Here is a 22256-nt window from a genome sequence, read left to right as displayed (position 1 = left end):
ACGCTTGGGGACCTGGGCCAGTCTACCGACCCGGTTCAGGACTCAAACTTGTAGCCCAGCCCGCGCACTGTGATCAGGAACTCAGGGCGGGACGGGTCGGGTTCGATCTTGGCCCGGAGCCGCTTGACGTGGACGTCGAGGGTCTTGGTGTCTCCGACGTAGTCCGAGCCCCAGACCCGGTCGATGAGCTGGCCGCGGGTGAGCACCCGTCCGGCGTTGCGCAGCAGCATCTCGAGCAGCTCGAACTCCTTCAGCGGCAGGCTCAGCGGGGCGCCCGCGACCTCCACGGTGTGGCGTTCGATGTCCATGCTGACCGGTCCTGCGGTGACCATCGAGCCGTCGTCGATCTCGGTCTCGACCCTCCGGCGCAGCACCGCACGGACCCGGGCGAGCAGCTCGCGGGAGGAATAGGGCTTGGTGACGTAGTCGTCGGCTCCGAGCTCCAGGCCCACGACCTTGTCGATCTCGGAGTCCTTCGCGGTGAGCATGATCACCGGAACATTGGACTGCAGCCGGATCTGACGGCACACCTCGGTGCCGGACTGGCCGGGCAGCATCAGGTCCAGCAGGACCAGGTCTGCCCCCTCGCGGGTGAAGATCTCGACCGCGTCGAGGCCGTTCTCGGCGACGACGACGTCGTAGCCCTCCTTCTCCAGGGTGTAGGACAGGGCTTCCGAGAATGAGGGCTCATCCTCGACGAGCAGAATTCTGGTCACGCGTTTCCTCCTTCGCCGGCCCGTGTGGGGGCCGGATTCGCTGCACTGTGACGCGATGCAGGACCATGTGGGGCGGTGCGATCGGATGTCTCGGCGAGCCCGGACGCGCCGCGGACGAGCCCTTCTAAGGTGTCGAGGCTTTCGTCCAGCTCGGGCAGGCGCACGGTGAACGTGGAGCCCTTCCCCTGCTGGGACCACAGTGCCACCTCGCCGCCGTGGTTGGTGATCACGTGCTTGACGATGCTCAGGCCCAGCCCGGTGCCCCCGGTCTGCCGGGAACGGGCGGCGTCGACCCGGTAGAAGCGCTCGAAGATCCGCTCCTGGTCCTCCTTCGCGATGCCGATCCCCTGATCGGTGACGGTGACCTGGGCGATCCCGTCGCGGCTGGAGAGCCCGATGCCGACCCGGGTGGACTCCGGGGAATAGCGCACCGCGTTGTCGATCAGGTTCCGGAAGGCCATCGCGAGCTGATCGGCGTCGCCGTGGACCCGGTGCGGCAGCGTGCCGCCGATCTTGAGCTCGATGTTCTTGGACTCCGCCGGCAGCCGGGAACGGTCCGCGGCGTCGGCGATGACGTCTTCGAGGTCCACCGGCCGTCCGGCGTGGACCACGTTCTTGCCCTGGACCCGGGAGAGCTCGATGATGTCCTGGACCAGCGCCGCGAGCCTGCGGGACTCCTTGTGCAGCCGCTGGGTGAATCGACGGACCGCGACGTCGTCGTCGGCGGCGTCCTCGATGGTCTCGGCCAGCAGCGAGATCGCCCCGACCGGGGTCTTCAGCTCGTGGGAGACGTTGGCGACGAAGTCGTTGCGCACCGCCTCGATCCGGGAGAACTCGGTGCGGTCATCGGCGAGGACCAGGATGTACTCATCGCCCAGCGGGGCCACGCGCAGGTGCACCACCAGGGAGGTCTCCCCCTGCAGTCCGCGCGCCAGCTCATGCTCCTGGTCGATGATCACCCCGTCGCCGCGGACCCGGGCGGTGAGGTTGAGCAGCTGCTGGTGGACCACGGTATGCCCGCGCACCAGCCCGAAGGCGTAGGCGGCGGGATTCGCGCGCACCACCCCGTCCACGGTGTCCACGACGATGTAGGCCAGGCCCAGCGAGGCGAGCACCTCGGTGGCGCCGGCGGGCATCAAGGGTTCGTCCACGTCGATGCCCGCGCCGCGCTGCTTCTCGCTGACACGGAAGGCATACATGCCGACGACGCCCAGTGCCAGGCCGACGACGCCGGACAGTGCGGCGATGAGCAGGGGATCCACGTCCTACAGCTTAGGCCCGACGCCGGGTGGGCGGAGCCAAATGGCGACAACGGCTCCCAGGGTTCAACCAGCGTTCACCTGCGCGTCGACTGCTGACTTCGTTGGTGTTCATCTGCACCGGCAAGGATTCAATGTCGGGATACTCCACGGCGGGAAAGGAACGCAAACACGTGCGAAAGCTCTTTCAGGCAGACCTCATCAACCTTGGTGAGCAGCTGATCCAGATCACAACATTGGTCCACACCGCGATGGAGAAGGCCTATACCGCCTTCGACACCACCGATCTCCAGCTGGCGGAGGAGGTCATCGCCGCCGACGCGCAGATCGACCGGCTGCAGGTGGAGCTCGACGAGAAGGCCATCGAGCTGCTTGCGCTGCAGGGCCCGGTGGCCTCGGACCTGCGGATGATCGTCGGTGCGCTGCGGATGAGCACCTCGCTGGAGCGCATGGGCGATCTCGCGCGGCACATCGCCCAGCTCGCCCGGATGCGCTATCCCGACCGGGTGGCCCCGGACGCGCTGCACCCGGTCTTCGAGAAGATGGCAAAGCTCACCACGCAGATCTCCTCGCGGCTGATCACGCTGCTGGAGACCCGCGACCTGCACCTGGTCGCGGAGATCCATGCACTCAACGAACAGCTCAATGACCTCCACGCCTCGGTGTTCACCACCGTGGCCGCCCAGGACTGGCAGGAAAGCGCGGCCACCAGCGTGGACTCCACCCTGGTGAGCCGGTTCTTCGAACGCTTCGGAGACCACGGGGTCTCGGTGGCGAACAAGGTGGACTACCTGGTCACCGGCGCCTGGGACTCCCGCGAGCGGTGACCCACGAAAAATCCCCTCAGACATCATCCGATGTCTGAGGGGATTTTCTGCTCTACAGGCTGCTTCTATGCCCGCTGATTCTTGCCCTTACTTCTTGCCCTGGTTGGCCACGGCCTGGATCGCGTCCTTGGCGGCCTCCGGGTCGAGGTAGGTGCCGCCGGGGTTCAGCGGCTTCAGGTCCTCGTCCAGCCGGTAGTGCAGCGGGATCCCGGTGGGGATGTTCAGCCCGGCGATGTCTTCGTCGGAGATGCCGTCGAGGTACTTCACCAGCGCGCGCAGCGAGTTGCCGTGGGCTGCGAGCAGCACGGTCTTGTTCTCGCGCAGATCGGGGATCACGGCGGACTCCCAGTAGGGCAGCATCCGGTCCACGACGTCCTTGAGGCACTCGGTGCGCGGCGCGGCGTCACCCAGATCGGCGTAGCGCGGATCCCCCAGCTGGGAGAACTCGTCGTCGGCCGCGATCTCCGGCGGCGGGGTGTCGTAGGAGCGGCGCCACATCATGAACTGCTCCTCGCCGTACTGCGCCAGCGTCTCGGCCTTGTCCTTGCCCTGGAGCGCGCCGTAGTGGCGCTCGTTGAGCCGCCAGTCGCGCTTGACCGGGATCCAGAGCCGGTCCGCGGTCTCCAGCGCCAGGTGCGAGGTGGTGATGGCGCGCTGCAGCAGCGAGGTGTGCACCACGTCGGGCAGCAGCTGGTGCTCCTTGAGCAGCTCTCCGCCGCGCGCGGCCTCTTCACGGCCCAGCGCGGTCAGCGGCACATCCACCCAACCGGTGAACAGGTTCTTCTCGTTCCAGTCGCTCTGCCCGTGGCGGAGCAGGATCAGGTCATAGGCCATAGGAGTGGTCTCCCTTTCGGAGTCGAACATGGAAATCGGCACAGGGGTGCGGTCAGCGGCCCCGGTTCAGGACGATCGGAACAGGCCGCACGGAAAAGCTCAGTCGGAGACTTCGGGGTTGACGTCGGTCAGGTAGACCATCGCCATGCAGGCCGCGGCCACCGGGAAGATCAGACCGAAGGGACCGGCTCCGGCCGCGCCGAGCAGCGCGAGGACCACGGCACCGCCGGTCATGCCCAGCCAGAACCCCTTGGTCCGCTTGAAGGCGATGTCGAAGCGCTGCGCGTTCTTCGGGATGCACTTGACCAGCGCGACGATGGCAAGCCCGAGGCAGACCAGGGCGAAGGCCAGATGCATCCAGGCTTCGGTCTGCAGGACGAAGATCCAGATATCAGAGAGGGGAGACTGCATACCCCGATGTTATCGGATGGGCTCCCCGGTTGCGGCGGTGCGCAACGCGTTGAGCAGATCGGCGAAGAGATCCTCCACATCTTCGATGCCCACCGAGAGGCGGATCAGCCCGTCGGGGACCGAGGCGGGTTCACCGGGATGACGACGACGGCGCTCGGCCAGGGACTCCACGCCGCCCAGGCTGGTGGCCGGGGTCCAGAGCGTGAGCGCGCTGAGCACGGCGTCGGCAACCTCGGCCTCGCTGCGCTGGTTGGAGATCCGCCGCCCGGTCTCCGGTGCGCCGGCAGCGCGGAGGTCTCCGGCGGGATCGGGCTGCTCGGCGGGCCTGGAGGCCTCGGCGGGACCGGCGGGATTGGCGGGATCTGGCTGGTCGGCGTCGAGCTCGATGGTCAGGATCGCGCCGAAACCGCCGAGCTGCTCGGCGGCGCGCTGGTGCTGCGGGTGTGCCGCGAGCCCCGGGTAGTTGACCTTGCGCAGCGGCAGTCCGGCGTCCTGGCTGAGCTCATCCAGCCGGCGGGCCAGCTCGCCGGCGCTGGACTCTGAGGCGTCGAGGCGCACCGCGAGGGTGCGCACGCCGCGCAGCGCGAGGAAGACCTCCATGGGGCCGGGGATCGCGCCATGCAGGGTGCGGTGCTGGTGCAGCCGGGCGTGGATCTCCGGGTCGCCGGTGATCGCGACGCCCATGATCAGGTCCGAGTGTCCGGAGAGGAACTTGGTGACCGAGTGGACCACCACATCGGCTCCATGCAGGAGTGGGCGCTGGCGCAGCGGAGTCGCGAAGGTGTTGTCCACCGCGGTGAGCACCCCGCGCTTCTTCGCGGCTGAGAGCACCGCGGGGAGATCCGCGATCTCCAGCATCGGGTTGGTCGGGGATTCGACCCAGAGCATCACCGACGCGTCCTGGGCGCTGGCCAGGGTGGAGACGTCGTGCAGCGTGCTGGTGACCTGCTCGGTGTCGGCGATGTCCACCCGGTGCAGCGTGAGCAGACCCTGGTCCGCCATCTGCTGGGCCAGCGCGGAGAAGCCCATATAGCTGTGTCGCGGCATGATCAGGTGGCTTCCGAGGGGAAGCAGGTGCACCACGGCGGAGATGGCGGCCATCCCGGAGGAGAACAGCAGGCCGGGCAGCACCTGGACCGGGTGCTCCTCGGCGGTGGTGATCAGACCCTGGGACTGCGAGGTCGTGCGGGTGCCGGCCTCGAGCTGGGCCAGCAGCTCCTCCAGCGGCTCCCAGGAGGGCATCCCCTCCCGGGCGTAGTCCTTCGCGGCATGCACACCGGGCCGGTAGGAGTACGTGGAGGTGAAGTCCACGGGAACGTTGACGGGCTGGTTCGGTCCATGAGGGCCGCGGCCCGCGTTGACCACGAAGGTGCGTTCATGCTGGTTCACACCGTTACGGTACCCCAGCGCCGGTGACGGTCCGGGTGTGCGGACTGCGCGAGAGAACTGCGTGTCCTCTCTGTGTCCCTGGGGCTGGGTAGGCTGGACGCGTGACCCATCTCAGACGCGGAGCCTTCGTCGCCTTCGAAGGCGGCGACGGCGCCGGCAAGACCACCCAACTGGACCTGCTCGAGTCCTGGTTCCAGGAGCAGGCGGTGCCCTATGAGCGGACCCGCGAGCCCGGCGGCACCGCGATCGGCGAGCGCATCCGCTCGCTGGTGCTGGAGCACGATCAGGGCGAGATCGATCCACGCACCGAGGCGCTGCTCTTCGCCGCCTCACGCGCCGCCCACGTGGTCCAGCGGATCGAGCCCGCGCTGCAGGCCGGGCGCTTCGTGCTCTGCGACCGCTACGTGGACTCCTCGGTCGCCTACCAAGGTGAGGGCCGCGAGCTCGGAACCGAGGCGGTGGCGGCGATCAACAGCTTCGCCACCGGCGGGCTGCAGCCAGACCTGACCGTGCTGCTGGACCTGGACCCGGCCGCCGCCCGGGCCCGCCGTGAGGGCCGCGCGGGGCGCTCGGATCGGATCGAATCCGCCGAGGACGCCTTTCATGACCGGCTCCGCCACGCCTTCCTCACCCGCGCCGAGGACGCCCCCGGCCGCTATCTGGTGCTCGATGCCTCCGGACCCGCGCAGCAGTTGCAGGCCACGATCCGCACTCGGGTCCAGGAGCTGCTGAGTCAGGAGCTGCTGAACTCATGAGCGTCTACACCGAGCTGGTCGGGCAGGACGCCGTCGTCGAACAGCTGCGTCGCGCGGCCGGATCCGGCACCCCGGCCCACGCCTGGCTGTTCACCGGTCCCCCGGGCTCGGGGCGCTCCAACGCCGCGCGCGCCTTCGCGGCGGCGCTGAACTGTGAGCAGGAAGAACCGGCGGCCCGGGGCTGCGGCGAGTGCCGGTCCTGCCGGCTGGTCGCCGCGGAGAGCCACCCCTCGGTCAAGCTGGTCTCCACCGAGAACGTGACCTACAAGATCGAGGATGTGCGTGCGCTGATCACCACTGCGCAGGAGAAGCCGCAGGGCGCGCGCTGGCGGGTGATCGTGGTCGAGGACGCGGACCGGATGACCGAACGCGCCACCAATGTGCTGCTCAAGGCCATCGAGGAGCCGCCGCCGCATACCCTCTGGGTGCTCTGCGCGCCGAGCCCGGCCGATGTGCTGGTGACCATCCGTTCGCGCTGCCGGCTGGTGAGCCTGAGGATCCCGCCCACCGCTGCGGTGGCCCAGCTGCTGACCACCCGGGACGGCCTGAACGAGGAGCAGGCGCATTTCGCCGCCCGGGTTTCGCAGAACCACATCGGGGTGGCGCGCCGGCTGGCACGGGACCCGGAGGCGCGTCGTCGTCGTGAGCAGGTGGTCACGCTGCCGCTGCGGCTGACCTCGTCCTCGGCTGCGATCAAGGCTGCGGGTTCGCTGGTGGAGATGACCCAGGCGGATGCCGCCAGCACCGCGGCGGCGCGGCTGGAGGCCGAGCAGGCCTCGCTGCGCCGGTCGCTGGGGCTCGACGCCGAGGAGAAGATCCCGCCCAAGCTGCGCAGCCAGTTCAAGAAGCTGGAGGAGGAGAACACCCGGCGGGCCAAGCGCGCCGTCGCGGACTCCCTGGATCGCGCGCTGATCGATCTCACCGCGGTCTTCCGGGATGTGCTGAGCCTGAAGCTGGGCACCGGCGCGGAGCTGATCAATGAACACCTGCGTGAGGAGCTGCAACGCTATGCGGAGTCGCTCAGCGCCGAGCAGACCCTCGCCGGACTCGACGCGATCAACGCCGCCCGGGTCCGGATCACCCAGAATGTCCCCCCGCTCCTGGCCATGGAGGCCCTGATGATGCAGTTCCTACCCGGGAGGTCCCGTGCCTGAAAATGTGCTCTTTCCCCGCAGGCTGCGGCTGGTCGGCCTCACCGCGGCCGCCGCGCTGCTGCTCTCGGGCTGCGTGAACTCCGGCGAGGAGTCTGACTCCGGTGCGGCGCAGGAGCAGGACCAGCCGGTCACCGCCACCTCGGTGCCCGCAGATGAGCCCCCCGGCGCGGCCGAGGACTACACCGCGTACTACGACCAGGACATCGAGTGGACCTCCTGCGAGGAGACCATGATGTGCGCAGATGTCACGGTGCCGATGGACTGGGACGAGCCGGGGGCGCAGGAGGATCTCGAGATCCGGATCATCAGCTCCCAGACCGGCGGGGACGACGCCGAGCATCTGCTCACCAATCCCGGCGGACCCGGCTCCTCCGGCTATGACGCGGTGGCAGACTCACTCTCGGTGGCCTTCAGCGAGGAGCTCATCGAGCACTACAACATCATCGGCTTCGACCCGCGCGGGGTGCACCGGTCAGCCCCGGTGACCTGCCTGGACGACGCCGAGATGGATGAATACCGCGAGCAGGTCACCGAGGAGCAGCTCGACGACGCCTCCTCCTATTCCGAGGCCCGCGAGGCGGCCGCCGAGCTGGCCGCCCAGTGCGAGTCCGAGAGCGGCGCCCTGCTCGGGCACGTGGACACGCTCTCGGCGGTCCGGGACATGGACGTGATCCGGGCCGTGCTGGATCAGGATGAGATGAACTATCTGGGCTTCTCCTACGGCACCAAGCTGGGGATGACCTACGCCGAGCACTACGGCGACCGGGTCGGACGCTTCGTGCTGGATGGGATGCTCGATGTCTCGATCGATGCCCACGAGCTGAACAGGGGCCAGGCCCTCGGTTTCGAGGTGGCGCTGGAGAACTACGCGCAGTGGTGCATCGAGCAGGAGACCTGTCCCGCGGGTGAGACCGTGGAGGAGGTCATCGAGGGTGTGCAGGAGCTCTTCGCTGGAGTCGCCGAGACCCCGGAGCAGGGAGCGGACGGGCGCACCATCAATGTCTCCACCCTGGTGAGCGGATTCATCACCCCGATGTACAGCCGCGAGGCCTGGCCGGTGCTCTCTGAGGCGATGTCCGCGGCCCTGGGCCAGGAGGACTTCACCATGTTCCAGTACTTCGCGGACCTGCAGGCCGGGCGCAGCCCCGACGGCAGCTACGAGTGGATCAACAGCTTCGCCTTCAATGCCGTGATGTGCCTGGACTACCCGATGCCGCAGGACCAGGACCAGATCGACGCCGAGTTCGAGGAGGTCTCCGAGCAGGCGCCCACCTTCGGGCCTTACCTCGGGCACCGCGCGGTGATCTGCGGAGAATGGCCCTCGGAGAACGTGTCCGAGCCCTGGGACCCTGAGCTCGGCGAGGTGGACGAACTGCTGATGATCGGCACCACCGGTGACCCGGCCACCCCGGTGGAATGGGCGGAGAACATGCATGAGCAGGTGCCGCAGTCCTCGTTGATCATCCGCGAGGGCGAGGGACACCTCGCCTACCGTGCGGGCAACGGCTGTGTGGATGAGGCAGTGGACGGCTACCTGATCGGCGGGGAGCTGGACGAAGGCCGGACCGACTGCTGAACTTTTTCTACCGCTTGTAGAAATGGCCTTGTAGACTCTTCAGTACCGGTGACGATGACGTCCATACGGCAGTTCTGAATCATCGGCCCTATTCAGCTGATCTGCGTTAGGACGCTGCCATGAACTCAGAAGCTCCAGTCACTCCCGAAGCGACCTCACCCGACTCCACCCCAACGCACGATGCTCGCACCACCCTCGCGCCGGAGCCGACGGCGGCCGATGAACAGACTCGAGCCCCACGCCCGCTCGGGGTCCTGGTCGGGTTCGACGGTTCACCCAACGCCACCTCGGCACTGCGCTGGGCGGCACGAGAGGCACACTTCCGCGGCCTCCCTCTGACCGTGGTGAGCTCCTTCACCATCCCCCCGGCGGTGAGCGGGTACCTTGAGAGCTTCCCGGATGCCGGAGGCCAGACTCTGGCGCGGCAGGCGACCGAGAAGACCCTGAACGTGGCGAAGGAACGACTGGCCGGGCATCCCGGACAGGTCACCTACCGGCTGGAGCACGGCGACGCAGCCGGTGTGATGGTCCACCTCTCAGGCTCTGCGGAGCTGTGCGTGGTCGGAAGCCGCGGCCGCGGCGGGTTCACCGGGCGGATCCTGGGATCGGTGGCCGCGGCCCTGCCAGGCCATGCCCACTCCCCCACGGTGGTGGTCCCGCACACCGATGAGGCCAGCGTGGGCGAGGGTGCCGAGGCGATCAGCACCGCCGACACCCGGCCTGTGGTGGTCGGCATCGACGCCTCACCGCACTCCCGGCGAGCCGCGGTGGAGGGCGCCCGGACCGCCATCGGCCACGGCACCCGGCTGCACCTGGTGATGGCCTTGCCGCCACTGACCACGGCCGCGATGTGGTACCCGGAGCTTGCAGGACGCGAGCGGGCGATGGTCCAGACCCGGGTGGATGATCTGAACAAGGAGCTCGACGTGGAGGTCGGCTGGGTCCAGGCACAGTTCCCTGAGCTCTCGGTCATCGGGACCGTGGAGGAGGGCTTCCCGGTCAACGTGCTCCAGGAGATGAGCGGCCGGGCACAGCTGACCGTGGTCGGCACCCGCGGCTACGGAGGCATGCGCAGCGCGCTGCTGGGCTCGGTCTCCCGAGAGCTGCTGCACCACGCGACGGCCCCCGTGATGGTGGTCCCCGCCCACGACTGAGCGAGCTTTGACCGCGGTGGGGTGCCACAGTACAGTAGATCCTCGTGCGCCCCACCGCGGCGCCACGCCGCCTTAGCTCAGTCGGTAGAGCGATTCACTCGTAATGAATAGGTCGCCGGTTCGATTCCGGCAGGCGGCTCCACAAAAACCCCGCCAAATCAACGAAGTAGGCCCCTCCGGGAAGATTCCCAGAGGGGCCCTTTTCGTCCTGACGGCCTTTCTGACGGCCTTTATTGGTTTCGCACCCAAAAGTTCTAGATCCACAAACCCGCTGGTCAAGTAGATTGGGAGCAATCACTCGACAGTTCGGAGAGGCCCATGAAACGTTCCGCGCCCGCAATCCTCATTGGCGTAGCCCTTCTCGCGGTTTCGTGTTCTGACGACCAACTCGCCTCTCCCGCACCGGAGGAGACTGCGAGCGGCTCGCCCGACACTCAGACAGAGCCTCCCACCGAGGACGCCGCCAGCGATACCCCGGAGCAGTCAGAGCCCCCTACGGATCCAGACCTCCCCTCCGACGACGACATCGAGTCGTTCGTCAGCGCCATAGCAAGCTCCACAATTTCCGACTTGGAGAATGCGCGCGACCTAGTCGTCGAGGACTCCCCTGCGGCCAACTATCTGACCTACTTCCGTCACTCCGAAGAAGCTGCAATTGACGGCGGACTCCCCGCAGCCGATGTCAACAGAGTCGACGACATCGATGGAGGCTTCGAGATGTGCGCAACGGCCGACGGCGAGGAGCGATGCTCGACGTACACGGACTTCGAGGGTGACGAGGGCCGAATCACCAACTTCCAGATTCAGGACAGAAATCTAGCGGACCGCTTGAAGATGGGAACTGGCGAGGAAGTGGAGGGACCAGGGGGTTCGACATTCAAACTCGTGGCCGCATACAGAAACGCGAACGACAGCCACCTCCTGGTCGGATACGAAATGCGCAGTGGCGACCGAGAGCTAGAGATGCCACTGGCGAGCTACAGGGGGGCCGAGGGGCGGCAGTCGTCCTCCGACGGTCACATCGGCAGCTTCTCGCTCGCCCCAGATTCGATGAGCCACTACGTGGTGTCCATCCCCAACGCAGATCCAGGCGGAGAGCTATTTCTGGAAGTGTATGGGGACGACATCGGCCTCGAGACCGTGACTCTCACCTCGGCCGACTAAGCGGCAATGGCGGAGTGGGCTAGCCTGCACGGCGGGCCGCGAAGTCCGCGAAGCTGACCACCGTGGAATCGGTCTCGGGCTCGGGCTCAGGGGGCGGCGTGGGCTCTGGTTCGGGCGCCGAGGAGCCTCCGAACAGCGCGTCGCCCATCTTGCCGCTGGCCTCGCGCAGCAGCTCCTCCATGACGTGCTGGTAGCGATTGAGCATTGACATCTGCGACCAGCCCATCATCTCCATGACCACCCGCTTGTCCACGCCCTGCAGCAGCAGCATCGTCGCGGCCGTATGCCGCTGATCGTGGACCCGCATAGGCGAGACACCTACGGAGGCGAGGAAGGCACGCCACCGGTCCAGGTCGGCTTCGGAGGTCCACGGCCGACCATCGCCCTGGTGGAACACAAGCTCCACGGAGGCCCCGGCGGGGTCGGTGTAGCTGGGCCGGCCCGCCTCGACATGCTGCGCATGCAGAGCACGGAACTTCTCCAACAGCGGGGCCGGCAGATAGTTCGTCCGGGTCGAGGCGCTGGACTTCACTACGCCGAAGTACAGACCACCCCCGTGGGCTTGTGGGCAGTAGCGGGCCTTGCCGCCCGGGCCTGGGCAGTTCTCGGGGTCGGAGCAGCCATGCTGCCAGCGGCGCCGGTAGAGCGAGCGGTCGGTCTCGATGCGGCCTGTTTCGAGGTCGACCTTGTCCCAGCCGAGGGCCAGCGCTTCACCCTGCCGAGGGCCATGGGTCAGCCCGTACATCCACCGCACGCCGTCGGCCAGGGCGAACTCACCTGCGGCGGTAATGAGGTCGCGCGCTTCGGCAGGAGTGAGGACCTCGGCGGCGAAGGGCTTGTCCTCGTTGCCCTTCGGGGATTCCACCATCTCGAGCGGGGACCGGCCGAGGCGTTTACGCTGCACGGCGACCTTCAATGCACGGGCGAGGACCCGGTGCAGCCGCACGATAGAACCAGACTTTAGCCCGCAATCGCGCATGTGCCGATAGAGGACCTCGAAGTCCTCCGGCTGAAGCTTGTCGAGGCGAATACTAGCCAGGCGGCGATCGCGCACCCATTTGCGCAGCATGGACTCATAGCTGCGGAACGTGGTGTGCCGGACTTTGTCCTCTGCGATGTTGTAGAGCCAGAATTCCAGCCATTCCCAGAGGGTCGGTGCTTTACCGGGGATGACGACACCGTCCTCTACCAACCGGAGCGCCTCGCGCAGCCGAGCGGAGCAGAGGGCCTGGGTCTTGCCATATACGGATTTCCGCTGCCGGGCCCCGGTGGTGGGGTCGTAGCCGATAGTGAAGTCCGCGCGCCACCGGCCATCCTTGGTCTTGTACGGCTTCGTACCCTCGCGGTTATTCCTGCGAGTAGCCATGCGGGGCTCCCCCCAATCTATTCGGCGGTGCGCCTGATGCGGTCGGCTTCGTCGGCCTTAGCGGATTCGACAGCGTTGGCGAACAGTCGGCCAGGGTCCAAGCCAAGGGCAGACGAGATCACTTCCATATCGTTCAATGTGAGACTGATGTCCTCGCGGAGTCGGCGCGCGACGTAGTTCTGGCTGAGACCGGTGCGGTCGGCGAGGTCACGTCCTGTCATGGGGGGCTGCTGGCGTGCCATGTGGGCACGGATCTCGCGCACAGCGGCGCGGGCCAATGACCCTATTTCTTTGTCGTTAACCATGAGCGTGATCCTAACACCAGTTTTTAGCTCAGTGAACCTTATAGCGTCCTAAACAGGACCGCTTGGCGAGCTTGTGAGCTATAAACACACGGGTGTAACTATAAAGTTGAGAGCTGAGCTAAATATGGTTTAGCGTAAAGATATGCCAGATAGACACCGAACCCCCCAGACGGTCCCCGAAAGTTCACGACGGCTAGCAGGGCTTCTTAGAGCAACACTGGCAGAGCAGAACGTCCACCATTACCAATTTGCGCGTAGCCAACAGATCAGCACCCGGACCGCGCATCGGTGGCTTGCGGGAAAACACGACTTCACCCTCGCAGAAATTCAGCGCATCAGCGAGTACCTGGAACTTAGTCCGCAGGCCCTATACGCACCCCCGGAAGGAGCCCCCGCATGATCCCCGCACCAGCAACACCACTCAGCAGGGACACCACCCCACCCACCCCCCGCCTACTGCTCACCGTTCGAGACGTAGCCGAGCAGCTGGGCACGGGCAAAGATTTTGTGTACGCCCGGATCGCCGACGGCAGCATCCCCGCCATTCACATCGGCAGCAACCTTCGACCGAAGACAAGAGTCCTCCCAGAGGACCTCAGCACCTACATCCGCAGCCGCAGGGTTGCCGCATGATCCCCAGCACGCCAGCGGAACTGATCGACCGAGCGCAGCACTGCCTCCGCACCGGGCAGCCGCGAATGGCCAGCCTGTACATGCGCAACGCCAGCGCAGCGCTCCCAGAAACACCCGCACCCGTCCAGGAGGAAAGCACCGGCACCCCCCGGCGGCTTTCGCCTGACCAAGGTGAGCTAAATACAGCTCACCAGGCAGGCGGTTTGGTTCAGATGCCGGTCCTGCACGACATGAGCGTCTGGGAGACGCTCGCCACCGAGTTGAAGGCCGAGCCCCTCCTGCCCACCACCGGAGCACGACACCCCATCAGGAAAGGACTCACACGATGACCAGCACACATGAGGAGCTTGTCCGCGAGTACGCCGCGCTCCAGGCCAACGTCGAGCCCGACCTCGCCCGCATGGACGACATCAAGAAGGTCCTGCGCGATCTGGACTACGGCACACACGACCTCGCCGGCCTGCAGGTCCAGATCAGCCGTAACGGCCGGCTGGACTCCAAGCGCTTCGCGGAGCAGTACCCGGTGACGCAGCGGCCGGAGTTCTACAAGACCGCCCCCGACACCAAAGAGATTCGCCGCCACCTCTCCCCCAAAGAGGTCGAGGCCCTGTCCACCGAGGGTGACAAGAAAGTGAGCATCAAGTGAGTCCGGCAGTAAGGCACCGGCGCCGCACCGCGCTCGCGGTCCTCGCCCTCGCGGCCAGCACGGCCTTCATTGTCGCCGGGTTCGCCACCCCCACGATCAATGGCGCCCAGCTCGCCGCAGCAGGGCTAGCGATCTACGCGACCGTCACTCTCGCCCGCGAAACCCCACTAGGAACGGAGCAGCACGCATGAGCAACCGCCCCACCCCCATCCTGGGCCCCACACAGTTCGCCATTGAGGGATACGCAGATATCACCCGGGCCACAGGTCGCGCAGCTGCCACCGGCTCAGCACCGCGCCGCAGCGTGGACCTCGGCGCCGAGCCTATGGACGTGATCAGTACCCTGCGCGGCTGGTATCGGGAGGACGTAGCCGAGGCCGAGGCCCGGGACGACCAGCTGCCCTCCCCCACACAGCCGGAGCAGGCCACCAGGGCCCTCGACAATCTCGCCAACGCGGCGGTCGAGATAGCGGTCCTCCTTGGCGAGGATGAGGACTACAGCCGCCCGCTCGACCTGCTCCATAAAGTAGGGAACCTCCTCGCCGCAGCGAACCTGCCGCACCCCGGCGACTACACCGCCGGCGACGGCTACCGCATCGAGGCGCTGCACGCCTTCGGGAACGCGCTCGACGAGGCCCGGAGCACCCCATGACGGTTACCGCCAGGACAAGCACCGGGGTCGATCACCCGATCCTGTACTCCTCCAACAGCGGAGCACACCGCATGGCCGATGAGGCTACCGCGGTCGGCGAGACGTACCTCGACGTGATCATCGGCAGCATCGTCAACCAGCCCCGGTCGCAGCAGACACGGATCGGGCCTTCCGAGATGGGCCAGGACTGCCGCCGGGCGATCCTGCACCGGCTCAACGGAGACCGGCCCCCGCAGCGGGCAGACGTTCCGTGGAAGCCCACGATCGGCACCGCGGTCCACGACTACCTGGAACGCACCTTCAACACGGTATCGGCCGAGGACGGGTCCCAGCCCGGCCGCTACCTCACCGAGGAGCGGGTCACCGTAGGCACGATCGGGTTCCAGGAGATCGACGGCAGCACCGACCTCTACGACACCTGGGGGAAGGCGGTGATCGACCACAAGATCATCGGAAAGTCGTCGATGAAGAAATACCGGGCCCACGGCCCCTCGGAGCAGTACCGCAAACAGGCTCACCTCTACGGAAAGGGCTGGGCGGAGGACGGCTGGCAGGTCGACATGGTCATGATCGCCTTCCTCCCGCGGGAAGGGGAACTCACCGACACCTACCTCTGGTCGGAGCCCTATAACCCGCGGGTCGCGTGGGAAACGCTGCAGCGCACCGAGCAGCTGGAGCAGCTGCGCCGCAGCCTCGGCATCGAGGCGGCGCTGGCGCTGTACAGCCCTTGCGACTACCGGTTCTGCGACTGGTGCAACACCGGCACCCGGTTCGAGAAACAGGCGCCGGCCTCCACCACCGCGGAGCTTTTCGCCACCGCGTAGACACACCACCCGACCCGGCCCGGGCATCGGCCGGGGGTCCCAATAAGTACCCCGAAAGGAAACACCCAGAATGAGCCTCGCAGACGCTATCGCACAGACCGGCGGCACCCCTTCCGCGTTCACGAAGGAAACCCCGGCAGGCACCAGCGTGGAAGGCCGAGTGGTATCAGCCGATATCCAGCAGCGCCGCAACTATGAGGACCCGAACAAGCTCGAGACCTGGGACGACGGCAACCCGAAGCAGCAGGTGCGCATCGTCGTAGACACCGGGCAGCCCCACCAGGACCCGGAGTGGAAAGGCACCACCGAGCGGGCGATCTACGTCAAGTGGTGGGGAGAGCAGAAGCAGGCCCTCATCGGAGCGGTCCGCGCCGCGGGAGACACCGATGTGCGGGAAGGCGGCTGGTTCAAGGCTGCCCACACCCACGACCGGCCCTCGGATAACCCCCGGCTCAACGACGAAAAGCTCTTCTCGTATGACTACCGGCAGCCGAGCGCCGACGCGGGCCTCGCCCTTGGCGGCGGGCAGCAGGTCAACACCGCCACCGGTGAGGTGACCGGCCAGCAGCAGCCCGCGCAGCAGGCACAGCAGGTCGCGCAGCAGCCCGCGGTCCAGCAGCAGGCCCAGCCCGCAGCGCAGCCGCAGGTCGACCCGGCCGCGGTCGATAAGGCGAAGCAGATGGTCGGCCTCGGGCTCGACGACATGACGATCGCCAACGCCACCGGCATCGACGCCACGGTCGTCGCCAGCCTGCGCAACCTTCCCTGACCCCCACGGCCCGGACCAGTACCCACGCTGGGCTGCGCGTGCAAGCCGCGCACCGGGCCCGCACCAGACCACCGCGCCACCAGGAGAGCCGCACCATGACCAACGCCACCGGAGCCGCTGACACCGCCCAGCAGCTCCTCGACAGCATCAACCCCCAGTGCGAAGTCGGCCACCCCGGCCCCTGGCAGGGAACGCAGCCGGCCTGCCCCCGGCCGGCCGAGTACAGCCTCCGCGTCCACACCTGCGACACCAGCGAACCAACCCCCGCGATCTGGTGCGGCAAGCACCTCTTCTACACCCGCTCCGGATGGATGCAGTTCCTAGAGACCAACGGCGCATTCAGGTGCGGGCCCTGCGGAGAAACGATCACCAGCGTCAATCAGGTCATGTTCGACGTAGCCCCGCTGCGCTAACCCCGGGCCCCGCGACCACAGACCACCGAGGAGCACCTGACAGGACACCATGAGTACTAGCCTCCACGCCGCGGCCACCGAGCTACACCGCCACGGCATCAACGTGATCCCCGTCCACGCCGACGGAACCAAACGACCAGCGATCAGCGCCTGGCCCGACGCCACCCCCACCCTCGACGACCTCGACCACTGGTTCGGCACCACCGACAGCGCGGGCCGGCCCCGCCACACTGCGCTCGGCATCGTCGCCGGCACCCGCAGCGGCAACATCGAACTCCTCGAGATTGAAGGCGACTACGCCGAGCTGGCCCCCGACCTCGCCAACAGCGCAGCAGAGACCGGGCTCGCTGACGTATGGGCCCGCGTATCGGCCGGCTGGCTGCAGCAGTCACCCTCCGGCGGGCTGCACTGGATATACCGGGTCCGCGGCCAGGAGGTGCCCGGCAACACGAAACTCGCCCAGGATGAGGCGCACTTCGTCAACGGCCGGCGCACCTACCCCACCATTGCCGAGACCCGCGGCACCGGCGGCTACTTCGTCGCAGCCCCCACCGGCGGCGACGCCCACGACACCGGGCGCCCCTGGGTCACGATCACCGGCGGGCCCGACACCATGGCCACCATCGACGCCGAGGAGCGCGAAGCACTCCACGCCCTGTTCGGGATCATGGACATGCGCCGCACCGAGGCCACCAGCAGCACCGCCGGCGGCAGCGGGCTCACCGGCATCCTCGCCGCAGCCGATGGGCACACCACCGCACCGGCAGCCAACCCTGCCGACGGGTCCACGCCGGGCGATCACTTCGAGAAACAGACCAGCTGGCAGGACCTCCTCGGCCCCGCCGGCTGGACACACGTATTTACCCGCGGCACCACCAGCTACTGGCGCCGGCCGGGCAAGAGCATCGGGTTCTCCGCCACCACCGGCCACGCCGAGGACCGCGATCGGCTCTTCGTGTTCACCACCAGTACCGAGTTCCCCACCGAGGAGCCGATCACAAAGTTCGGCGCCTACGCGGTCCTCCACCACGGCGGGGACCATAGCGCAGCAGCCGCGCAGCTCCGCAAAGACGGATACGGCGAGCCCGCACGGCCGCAGCTGACACCACCGGAGACACCGACCACCGCAGCGCCCACGACACCAGGAGCCCCGGCAGCCCCCCCGGGGTCCGCGGCGACCGGCACCGACGGCAAGGTGGTCGACCTCGCAGAGCACCAGGCCAAGCGAGACACCGAGGACCAACCCGACCTGGAGCCGGTCGCTGGCTACGGGCTCGCGCTGACCGACGACTCCAACGCCAACGCGCTCATGGACCGCCACGGGCAGGGAATTCGATATCACACCGACCGCAGCAAGTGGATGGTGTGGAACGGCCACCAGTGGGAGTCCCAGCCGACCCACGGCGGCAGGGCCCGCGAGCTGGCGAAAGACACCGCCCGCCGGCTGCCGGAGCGGGTAGGCAATGAGGACAAAGACAAGGTGCTGCGGCACAAGCGATACAGCCTCTCCGACCGAGGCCTCTCCGCGATGCTCAACACCACCCGCACCGACCCGAAGATCAGCGTCGCCACCGACGACCTCGACCAGCACGCCTGGGAGCTGAACACCCCCGGTGGAATCGTGAACCTGCGCACCGGCACCATCGGGCCCTGCGACCCCGAACGGCTCCACACCCGCAGCGCCACCTGCGCACCCGACCCCGACGCCGACCAGGGCCCCTGGCTGACATTCCTCGCGCAGACCTTCCCCGAGCAGGAGGTCCGCGACTATATCCAGCGGCTCGTCGGCTACAGCGCGGTCGGCGAGGTGCGCGAGCACATACTGCCCTTCGCCCACGGCGGAGGCGGCAACGGTAAAGGCGTGTTCCTCGAAACGATCAAGCACGCGCTCGGCACCTACGCCGGGAAGGCCCCCGCGAACTTCCTCATGTCCACCCCCTACCCGGAGCACACCACCAGCATCGCCGACCTCGCCGGCCGACGGTTCGTGATCACCTCCGAGGTCAACCAAAAAGACAAGTTCGACGAGCAGAAGGTCAAAGAGCTGACCGGCGGCGACACCGTCACCGCCCGCCACATGCACCAGGACTTCTTCGAATTCGAGCCCACACACCACCTGTGGCTGATGGGCAACGATAAGCCGGCCGTCGAGTCCGGGGGCGAAGCATTCTGGCGCCGGCTGCGGCTGATCCCCTTCACGCACACGGTCCCCGCGGAGGAGGTCGACGAGGAGCTGCCGATCCGGCTGCGCACCGAGCACACCCCCGCGATCCTCCAGTGGATCATCGACGGCGCGGTCCGCTACGCCGCCGAGGGCCTGGGCCAGGAGCCCGCAGCGGTCCAGCAGGAGACCGAGAAATATGCGGCCAGCGCAGACACCGTCGGCCAGTTCCTCGCGGAGGAGTGCTTCACCGGCGAGAGCTACACCGACCAGGCCACCCGGGTCTCCGACTTCCGCGCCGCATACGAACGGTGGTGCCAGGAGAACGGCGAGCACGCCCTCGGCGGACGCCGGCTCACCACACACCTCGCCCGGCACGGAATCCAGACCGGCCGCGACGCCCCGAAAGGCGCAGGCGGCGCTCGGCTCTACGGCGGCGTCCTGCTGCGCAGCACCGAGGGCCAGCAGGACACCCTCGACCGTTTCAAAGACTGACCCCCCCCACCCCGAAAGGCACCCCCCCCCATGGCGCACTTCGAGACACACAAGCTGTTGCAGATCACCTACACCTGCGACGCCAGAGGATGCACCGAGGGTTTCAGCGGCGACGTCGTCCAGGCCGGCAGCCGGATCGAGGCCGAGGACTTCGACGGCACTAACCGGCGGGCCGAGCGCGACGCCCGCACCAGGATGCGGGCCCACTTCCACGCCGCCGGCTGGACCCTCTGGTCAGGCCGCGGGCAGCGCCACTACTGCCCACAGCACGGACCCCGACCCGGCCACAGCATGCACCAGGTGACCCCCGACCAGGACATCGCCGCATCATGACCACCCCACACACCACAGGAGAGGACCAGGACCCCATGACCGAGATCACCGACACTCCCTGCCAGCGGAACTGCTGCTGGACCCCACACGGGATCTGCACCACCCGCCACACCTGCCGCCACCACACTGCCGACCAGCACCGCAGCAGCGTCGCCCTCCGCCACCGCAGCAGCAGCCGGCACCTGTTCTCCAACCCCGAGGTCCATATCAGCCCCGCGGCCGAGCAGGGCCGCACCGACCTCCGCCCCACCTTCAGCCACCAGGAGCGAATCGAGCATCAATCATCCACTTCTGGATTCCTCTGACCGCGCACGGAAATCAGCCACCACTTCATGGAGATCAGTGTCGACCGATTCCGGAGATCCGCTCGTCAGCGCCTTCGCCACTCCTGCGACGAATCGCTTCCGCCAGTCTGTTGGGTAGGACGGGGCTTCCATCGCTCGCGCGACAGCCGCCACCCAATCGAGGTTTTCCCGAAGACCCTCCGGAGCGTTCTCGGGCAGCGCAGCCATGACGCCGTAAGCCCTCGCCTGGATCGTTTTCGCCTTCCCGGGGAGTGCACTCACCACCTGAGAGCCACCGATATCAAGCACTGCGGACTGCAGGTGGACGACCGCAGCTCGGAACGCCCTCGCTTCCTGCCGCGCGAACTGCTGTTCCTGCCTCTTGCGATCTGACCTATGCACCAGCCACGTCACGACAGAGCCAACCGTCGCGCCCAATAGCGCTGCAATCAACGGGATCGCCAATTCGTAAACCTTCATCCAATCCATCACCTCACCCTATTGGAGGCGCCCCACATGAGCAGCCCCGCGGGACTCGACACCGGGACCATCGTGAACCTGAAAACGGACAAGGAAAAGCGGCCGTGGGAGATAGAAGAAATGCGGGACAACGGGACGATCGCGATCGTGCGCACCGGTCGGCCGAAGAGCATCTACACGACCATGCATGTGACCGCGAGCAGGCTCCAGCGGGCGGTGGCACAACGATGAGGCGCCGCAGAGTTGTGCCACAAGTTGTGCCACCCGCCCCCGGAGGCCTGGGTGGCACAACTCCTTCACCGAAAGTTGTGCCACTAGTTGTGCCACCCCTTGTGCCACCGGCTGCATCCCCGCCATAACAACGATCTTCGTTCCTAGGTGGCACAAGTGGCACAACTTTCAAAAAGGTAGACATATAAGAGTGAGAGGTGAATGAGGGCCGATGAAGGGTAAAAGCACAGTAGACGAGCACAAAGGGAAAGTTGTGCCACTTGTGCCACTCGACCCCTGGTCCGGGACCGACGGCGAGCAGCTCGAACTTGACCTCGGTGTTCAGGTCCCCGCCGCAGCCGCCGACAGGTCCAAGCCCGGCTTCGACCACCCCGACGGCGGAAAACTGCCCGACTGGATCACGGTTCAGCTCAACGAAAACGGGACGACGAAAAGGCATAAAAGGAAAGCCGAATTCCACTACTGCCAGCGGTGCCGAGCGATAGTCCTCACCGGCCTCGACGATGACCGAGCAGCCATGACCGCCACAGTCGACCCGACCCCGCTCAGCCCCGCAGAGGAGACCGCGGTGCTCCTCGCCGGCCGACGCACCTATGACGCCAACGTTGCACCGAGCCGGGCGAACCTGGACCCGCGCGACCGGATGCACATGGACCGCCGGCACCCGGTAGTCCCCGCCCACCAGTGCGGCGCACGATTCCCCGGCTTCATCACCCCACCCCGCAGAGAGGACCCAGCAAATGAGCACATCCCCTTCTGAACTCCACATCACGGTCCGCGGCATCCCCGCCCCCCAGGGATCCAAGAAAGGCATCGCGATCAAGAAAGGCGGCAAGCACACCGGCAAGGTCGCGCTGATCGAGTCCGCCGGCGACAAGGTCAAGAGCTGGCGGCAAGACGTAAGAGACGCAGCTATCGCCGCCGCCGAGGAGACCGGCTGGCAAGCACCCCGAGGCCCCATCGCGGTCGACATCATCTGCTACCTCACCCGACCGAAAGGCCACTACCGCACCGGCCGATACGCCGACCTGCTCAGAGACGCAGCCCCCACCTTTCACACCACGAAACCCGACAAGGACAAGCTCGAGCGCGCCACCAATGACGCGCTCACCAGCTCAGGGGTCATCATCGACGACTCCAACATCGTCGGAGGATCCACCTGGAAGCAGTTTGCAGACACCCGCACCCCCGGAGCGCACATCATCATCCGAGACCTGCAGGAGCACACAGCATGAGCACCACCGCCCAGATCACCACCACCGCCACCTGGCTACTCGACGCACACGACCCGCTCGCCGAGCTTCGCCACAAGGGCACCCCCCGCCCCTGGAAGCAGACAGACCTCACCGCCGAGCAGCGAGCACAGGCCGACGCCGAGGTCCTCGCCGAGCGGGCCGACCCGAACCTCGCGTCCTTCCCCGCCAC

Annotated in this window: 29 protein-coding genes and 1 tRNA gene; 22 read left to right on the top strand and 8 right to left on the bottom strand. The window is 67.1% G+C overall.

The window, feature by feature from the left end; genetic code table 11:
• Positions 1-35 precede the first annotated feature (35 nt).
• Together I2487_RS12025 and I2487_RS12020 are read right to left on the bottom strand one after the other, a co-directional pair.
• The gene (locus tag I2487_RS12025) at positions 36-716 is read right to left on the bottom strand and encodes a response regulator (protein WP_207169654.1); all 681 of its coding nucleotides are present in this window, start codon (positions 714-716) and stop codon (positions 36-38) included.
• On the bottom strand, positions 713-1978 hold the full coding sequence (locus tag I2487_RS12020; RefSeq protein ID WP_207169655.1) for an ATP-binding protein: 1266 nt from the start codon (positions 1976-1978) through the stop codon (positions 713-715). Before I2487_RS12020 ends, I2487_RS12025 begins: the two co-directional genes overlap by 4 nt.
• A 170-nt stretch (positions 1979-2148) precedes the next feature.
• Between I2487_RS12020 and phoU the strand changes: the two genes are divergently transcribed.
• Positions 2149-2802, top strand: coding sequence for a phosphate signaling complex protein PhoU (gene phoU, locus I2487_RS12015; RefSeq protein WP_207169656.1), 654 nt, complete (start codon positions 2149-2151; stop codon positions 2800-2802).
• 87 nt (positions 2803-2889) lie between these two features.
• Here the strand turns inward: phoU and I2487_RS12010 are convergent, their stop codons facing one another.
• From I2487_RS12010 to I2487_RS12000, 3 genes are all read right to left on the bottom strand, one after another.
• The gene (locus I2487_RS12010) at positions 2890-3636 is read right to left on the bottom strand and encodes a phosphoglyceromutase (protein ID WP_207169694.1); all 747 of its coding nucleotides are present in this window, start codon (positions 3634-3636) and stop codon (positions 2890-2892) included.
• Between the two features lie 99 nt (positions 3637-3735).
• Entirely contained in the window at positions 3736-4047 is a 312-nt protein-coding gene (locus I2487_RS12005; RefSeq protein WP_051501343.1) for a DUF2516 family protein, read from the bottom strand.
• Positions 4048-4056: 9 nt separating this feature from the next.
• Positions 4057-5436 (bottom strand): trans-sulfuration enzyme family protein, encoded by a 1380-nt coding sequence (locus I2487_RS12000; protein WP_345941419.1) that lies wholly within the window; start codon positions 5434-5436, stop codon positions 4057-4059.
• A gap of 101 nt (positions 5437-5537) precedes the next feature.
• Here I2487_RS12000 and tmk point away from each other — a divergent pair, with 101 nt between their 5' ends.
• The 6 genes from tmk to I2487_RS11970 all read left to right on the top strand — a co-directional run bounded on the left by tmk (position 5538) and on the right by I2487_RS11970 (position 11239).
• Entirely contained in the window at positions 5538-6191 is a 654-nt protein-coding gene (tmk, locus tag I2487_RS11995) for a dTMP kinase (protein WP_207169657.1), read from the top strand.
• On the top strand, positions 6188-7345 hold the full coding sequence (locus I2487_RS11990) for a DNA polymerase III subunit delta' (RefSeq protein ID WP_207169658.1): 1158 nt from the start codon (positions 6188-6190) through the stop codon (positions 7343-7345). The genes tmk and I2487_RS11990 overlap by 4 nt, the downstream gene beginning before the upstream one ends.
• A complete protein-coding gene (locus tag I2487_RS11985) occupies positions 7338-8921 on the top strand; it encodes an alpha/beta fold hydrolase (RefSeq protein WP_207169659.1) in 1584 nt (527 codons plus the stop codon). The genes I2487_RS11990 and I2487_RS11985 overlap by 8 nt, the downstream gene beginning before the upstream one ends.
• Positions 8922-9040: 119 nt before the next feature.
• A complete protein-coding gene (locus I2487_RS11980) occupies positions 9041-10075 on the top strand; it encodes a universal stress protein (protein ID WP_207169660.1) in 1035 nt (344 codons plus the stop codon).
• 66 nt (positions 10076-10141) lie between these two features.
• A tRNA-Thr gene (locus I2487_RS11975) sits at positions 10142-10217 on the top strand.
• A gap of 176 nt (positions 10218-10393) precedes the next feature.
• Positions 10394-11239 carry a hypothetical protein gene (locus tag I2487_RS11970; RefSeq protein WP_207169661.1) on the top strand — a complete coding sequence of 282 codons (846 nt, stop codon included), beginning with the start codon at positions 10394-10396 and terminating at the stop codon, positions 11237-11239.
• Between the two features lie 19 nt (positions 11240-11258).
• Here I2487_RS11970 and I2487_RS11965 read toward each other — a convergent pair whose 3' ends face one another.
• Both I2487_RS11965 and I2487_RS11960 read right to left on the bottom strand, forming a co-directional pair.
• A complete protein-coding gene (locus I2487_RS11965) occupies positions 11259-12605 on the bottom strand; it encodes a tyrosine-type recombinase/integrase (RefSeq protein ID WP_207169662.1) in 1347 nt (448 codons plus the stop codon).
• A gap of 17 nt (positions 12606-12622) precedes the next feature.
• Positions 12623-12910, bottom strand: a complete 288-nt coding sequence (locus tag I2487_RS11960) for a helix-turn-helix domain-containing protein (RefSeq protein ID WP_036476684.1) — start codon at positions 12908-12910, stop codon at positions 12623-12625.
• 142 nt (positions 12911-13052) lie between these two features.
• On the opposite strand from I2487_RS11960, the gene I2487_RS15885 reads away from it, so the two are divergent.
• The 11 genes from I2487_RS15885 to I2487_RS11905 all read left to right on the top strand — a co-directional run bounded on the left by I2487_RS15885 (position 13053) and on the right by I2487_RS11905 (position 20141).
• Positions 13053-13310 carry a helix-turn-helix domain-containing protein gene (locus I2487_RS15885; protein ID WP_207169663.1) on the top strand — a complete coding sequence of 86 codons (258 nt, stop codon included), beginning with the start codon at positions 13053-13055 and terminating at the stop codon, positions 13308-13310.
• Complete coding sequence (locus I2487_RS15880; protein ID WP_036476681.1) at positions 13307-13543, top strand: helix-turn-helix domain-containing protein; 237 nt, start codon at positions 13307-13309, stop codon at positions 13541-13543. Before I2487_RS15885 ends, I2487_RS15880 begins: the two co-directional genes overlap by 4 nt.
• 325 nt (positions 13544-13868) lie before the next feature.
• Positions 13869-14189, top strand: coding sequence for a hypothetical protein (locus I2487_RS11945; RefSeq protein ID WP_207169664.1), 321 nt, complete (start codon positions 13869-13871; stop codon positions 14187-14189).
• Complete coding sequence (locus I2487_RS11940; protein ID WP_207169665.1) at positions 14186-14380, top strand: hypothetical protein; 195 nt, start codon at positions 14186-14188, stop codon at positions 14378-14380. The genes I2487_RS11945 and I2487_RS11940 overlap by 4 nt, the downstream gene beginning before the upstream one ends.
• Positions 14377-14841, top strand: a complete 465-nt coding sequence (locus I2487_RS11935) for a hypothetical protein (RefSeq protein ID WP_207169666.1) — start codon at positions 14377-14379, stop codon at positions 14839-14841. The genes I2487_RS11940 and I2487_RS11935 overlap by 4 nt, the downstream gene beginning before the upstream one ends.
• Positions 14838-15665: a hypothetical protein gene (locus tag I2487_RS11930; protein WP_207169667.1), complete on the top strand. Its 828-nt coding sequence runs from the start codon at positions 14838-14840 to the stop codon at positions 15663-15665. Before I2487_RS11935 ends, I2487_RS11930 begins: the two co-directional genes overlap by 4 nt.
• Positions 15666-15735: 70 nt before the next feature.
• Positions 15736-16434: a hypothetical protein gene (locus I2487_RS11925; RefSeq protein WP_207169668.1), complete on the top strand. Its 699-nt coding sequence runs from the start codon at positions 15736-15738 to the stop codon at positions 16432-16434.
• Between the two features lie 95 nt (positions 16435-16529).
• A complete protein-coding gene (locus I2487_RS11920) occupies positions 16530-16847 on the top strand; it encodes a hypothetical protein (protein ID WP_207169669.1) in 318 nt (105 codons plus the stop codon).
• A 49-nt stretch (positions 16848-16896) separates the two neighbouring features.
• On the top strand, positions 16897-19503 hold the full coding sequence (locus tag I2487_RS11915) for a phage/plasmid primase, P4 family (protein WP_207169670.1): 2607 nt from the start codon (positions 16897-16899) through the stop codon (positions 19501-19503).
• A gap of 30 nt (positions 19504-19533) precedes the next feature.
• Positions 19534-19836 carry a hypothetical protein gene (locus tag I2487_RS11910; RefSeq protein ID WP_207169671.1) on the top strand — a complete coding sequence of 101 codons (303 nt, stop codon included), beginning with the start codon at positions 19534-19536 and terminating at the stop codon, positions 19834-19836.
• Positions 19833-20141, top strand: coding sequence for a hypothetical protein (locus I2487_RS11905; RefSeq protein ID WP_207169672.1), 309 nt, complete (start codon positions 19833-19835; stop codon positions 20139-20141). Before I2487_RS11910 ends, I2487_RS11905 begins: the two co-directional genes overlap by 4 nt.
• Here I2487_RS11905 and I2487_RS11900 read toward each other — a convergent pair.
• Positions 20118-20609, bottom strand: coding sequence for a hypothetical protein (locus I2487_RS11900; protein ID WP_207169673.1), 492 nt, complete (start codon positions 20607-20609; stop codon positions 20118-20120). The genes I2487_RS11905 and I2487_RS11900 overlap by 24 nt on opposite strands.
• A gap of 27 nt (positions 20610-20636) precedes the next feature.
• Between I2487_RS11900 and I2487_RS11895 the strand changes: the two genes are divergently transcribed.
• The 4 genes from I2487_RS11895 to I2487_RS11880 form a co-directional block, all read left to right on the top strand.
• Positions 20637-20831, top strand: a complete 195-nt coding sequence (locus I2487_RS11895) for a hypothetical protein (protein WP_207169674.1) — start codon at positions 20637-20639, stop codon at positions 20829-20831.
• A gap of 253 nt (positions 20832-21084) precedes the next feature.
• A complete protein-coding gene (locus I2487_RS11890) occupies positions 21085-21591 on the top strand; it encodes a hypothetical protein (protein WP_207169675.1) in 507 nt (168 codons plus the stop codon).
• On the top strand, positions 21572-22066 hold the full coding sequence (locus tag I2487_RS11885; RefSeq protein ID WP_207169676.1) for a RusA family crossover junction endodeoxyribonuclease: 495 nt from the start codon (positions 21572-21574) through the stop codon (positions 22064-22066). Before I2487_RS11890 ends, I2487_RS11885 begins: the two co-directional genes overlap by 20 nt.
• Positions 22063-22256: hypothetical protein (locus I2487_RS11880; protein WP_207173056.1), on the top strand; the 194-nt coding region annotated here is incomplete at its 3' end. The genes I2487_RS11885 and I2487_RS11880, both read left to right, overlap by 4 nt.

The organism is Nesterenkonia sp. E16_10, assembly GCF_017347085.1.
GTDB lineage: Bacteria > Actinomycetota > Actinomycetes > Actinomycetales > Micrococcaceae > Nesterenkonia.
Note: the sequence above shows the minus strand (reverse complement) of the source record. Positions and strands in the feature narration are given on the sequence as shown.

Coding starts and splice junctions, on each gene's coding strand:
- I2487_RS12010 (WP_207169694.1), bottom strand. CDS start 3,636: ATGGCCTATGACCTGATCCTGCTCCGCCACGGGCAGAGCGACTGGAAC.
- I2487_RS12005 (WP_051501343.1), bottom strand. CDS start 4,047: ATGCAGTCTCCCCTCTCTGATATCTGGATCTTCGTCCTGCAGACCGAA.
- I2487_RS11990 (WP_207169658.1), top strand. CDS start 6,188: ATGAGCGTCTACACCGAGCTGGTCGGGCAGGACGCCGTCGTCGAACAG.
- I2487_RS11980 (WP_207169660.1), top strand. CDS start 9,041: ATGAACTCAGAAGCTCCAGTCACTCCCGAAGCGACCTCACCCGACTCC.
- I2487_RS11970 (WP_207169661.1), top strand. CDS start 10,394: ATGAAACGTTCCGCGCCCGCAATCCTCATTGGCGTAGCCCTTCTCGCG.
- I2487_RS11965 (WP_207169662.1), bottom strand. CDS start 12,605: ATGGCTACTCGCAGGAATAACCGCGAGGGTACGAAGCCGTACAAGACC.
- I2487_RS11960 (WP_036476684.1), bottom strand. CDS start 12,910: ATGGTTAACGACAAAGAAATAGGGTCATTGGCCCGCGCCGCTGTGCGC.
- I2487_RS15885 (WP_207169663.1), top strand. CDS start 13,053: ATGCCAGATAGACACCGAACCCCCCAGACGGTCCCCGAAAGTTCACGA.
- I2487_RS15880 (WP_036476681.1), top strand. CDS start 13,307: ATGATCCCCGCACCAGCAACACCACTCAGCAGGGACACCACCCCACCC.
- I2487_RS11945 (WP_207169664.1), top strand. CDS start 13,869: ATGACCAGCACACATGAGGAGCTTGTCCGCGAGTACGCCGCGCTCCAG.
- I2487_RS11935 (WP_207169666.1), top strand. CDS start 14,377: ATGAGCAACCGCCCCACCCCCATCCTGGGCCCCACACAGTTCGCCATT.
- I2487_RS11930 (WP_207169667.1), top strand. CDS start 14,838: ATGACGGTTACCGCCAGGACAAGCACCGGGGTCGATCACCCGATCCTG.
- I2487_RS11925 (WP_207169668.1), top strand. CDS start 15,736: ATGAGCCTCGCAGACGCTATCGCACAGACCGGCGGCACCCCTTCCGCG.
- I2487_RS11920 (WP_207169669.1), top strand. CDS start 16,530: ATGACCAACGCCACCGGAGCCGCTGACACCGCCCAGCAGCTCCTCGAC.
- I2487_RS11915 (WP_207169670.1), top strand. CDS start 16,897: ATGAGTACTAGCCTCCACGCCGCGGCCACCGAGCTACACCGCCACGGC.
- I2487_RS11910 (WP_207169671.1), top strand. CDS start 19,534: ATGGCGCACTTCGAGACACACAAGCTGTTGCAGATCACCTACACCTGC.
- I2487_RS11905 (WP_207169672.1), top strand. CDS start 19,833: ATGACCACCCCACACACCACAGGAGAGGACCAGGACCCCATGACCGAG.
- I2487_RS11900 (WP_207169673.1), bottom strand. CDS start 20,609: ATGGATTGGATGAAGGTTTACGAATTGGCGATCCCGTTGATTGCAGCG.
- I2487_RS11895 (WP_207169674.1), top strand. CDS start 20,637: ATGAGCAGCCCCGCGGGACTCGACACCGGGACCATCGTGAACCTGAAA.
- I2487_RS11885 (WP_207169676.1), top strand. CDS start 21,572: ATGAGCACATCCCCTTCTGAACTCCACATCACGGTCCGCGGCATCCCC.